The 1,727-nt window shown below is 38.2% G+C and carries 3 protein-coding genes; all 3 read right to left on the minus strand.

From position 1 onward, the window contains the following. A partial coding sequence (locus tag Q0507_RS00800; protein WP_367268433.1) for a UPF0758 domain-containing protein occupies positions 1-197 on the minus strand: 197 nt, incomplete at its 3' end. A gap of 168 nt (positions 198-365) precedes the next feature. Then, complete coding sequence (locus Q0507_RS00805; RefSeq protein WP_298710968.1) at positions 366-932, minus strand: nucleoside triphosphate pyrophosphatase; 567 nt, start codon at positions 930-932, stop codon at positions 366-368. Between the two features lie 88 nt (positions 933-1,020). Continuing rightward, entirely contained in the window at positions 1,021-1,641 is a 621-nt protein-coding gene (locus tag Q0507_RS00810; protein ID WP_298710971.1) for a hypothetical protein, read from the minus strand. Between the last annotated feature and the right edge of the window lie 86 nt (positions 1,642-1,727).

The following is a 1,727-nucleotide window of genomic DNA, read 5'->3' on the forward strand; positions in this document are numbered from 1 at the left end:
AGACCATATACGCCATCATCAAAGGATTGTACAATATCACTTGCCAAAGAAATCGCAGATTGCCCCTTTACTCCTGTACGCAATAAAATAGCTAATAACTCCTCCATCGCCATATGTGATGGACCTAAAGTAAGAAATTTTTCTCGTGGCCTTTGAAATGGTAACATGTCTTTTACACTTACTGTTGGTACTTCCATAGAATCTCTCCATTCAAATAGATAACACCATCTTGTAAATCAAGCAACAAACACATCTACTCTCTTAATATTTATTCAGCACAGCACAGCACAGCACAGCACAGCACAGCACAGCACAGCACAGCACAGCACAGCCAATTATAACTCGATTCATCCGATGCGCTAGTGTTATTTAGCCCCTAACGCCTTGCAAAGTTCATCATATACGTGTTCTACCGGTAATCCTACTACATTAGTATAGGAGCCTTCTATTTTCTCTACCCATAGTGCACCTTTTCCTTGAATGCCATATGCACCAGCTTTATCCATAGGTTCCCCACTGGCAATATAGGACTCAATCTCAAAGGGTGCTAAACATTTAAAATAGACCTTTGTTTCATTATGAAAGAATAGTTCTTCTCCCTTGATAAGTAGTGCTACCCCAGTAATTACAGAATGAACTCTCCCCGATAAACGTTCTAACATACGACGTGCATCGGATTCATCATGTGGCTTGCCTAATACTTCATTATCAAGGACAACAATAGTATCTGCCCCTAAAACAATACTCCCATCGGGAACACCTACGGCACAACGAGCCTTTCCCAAAGCTTGAGCCTTCACCATTTCAATAGGGTTATTGTAACCTTCATTAGGTTCCTCATAAGTGCTTGGTACAACAGTATGAGCAATCCCGACCTGAGTCAATAATTCAGTTCTTCGTGGTGATTGGCTCGCCAAATATAATCCAGCCATATATGCTCCTTCTCATTAACATTCTTGTACATAAAATTCTTGGTGCACGAAAAATGTGCCTATCTATTACCCCAAAACTGACCGTCCCTTAAATAGTTGTTTCTTTATCTTCTTCAGAAGAAATTAATTTTTCATAATATTCTTGTACATCTTCCCCATGCTTCACCGCATCAGCGCGCACAGCTGCATAAAATACGATATCTGCTTGAGGTACGCGAATACGACCAGGTACATGTTCTGCTAAAATTTCAAAAAATCTATCCTCTGCTTTCAACAACAGACGACCATTTTTAACCTTATTACCATTTACAATAGCATATACAAGAGACCAAATAGGACGTGGATCAGAGGTAGAGCATTTTCTGTATTTATAGCGATATTTGATATTTGTCAATAATTCACGCTCAAATTTAAATACCCCATCAATCATGTCATAGTCCACTTCAAAATAACGTTTTCTGAAAATAGAGGATTCTTCTATGACAAGTTTTGTGTCTGTCAAAATATAGTTATAACGACTAACAGCCTGTTTAACCATGACAACGATGGCCATAATTTCAATAAAGTACTCCGCTAATAGAACCGTGTGCAATTGGATGCTACGGTACGTTGTATAAGCTACCGCACAAAGCAATAAAACTACAAAAAAAACTACCAATAACTCTGCACTTCTAGCGCGTTGAGATTTCTCTTCATATAATACCTTCATGCTTTACCCCTTAAAAAAATCACTACTTAATAACTATACATCCTATTATAAGATATTCTATGTATAAAAACTACAAAAACCCCGTC

This window comes from uncultured Veillonella sp., from assembly GCF_938010505.1.
GTDB lineage: Bacteria > Bacillota > Negativicutes > Veillonellales > Veillonellaceae > Veillonella.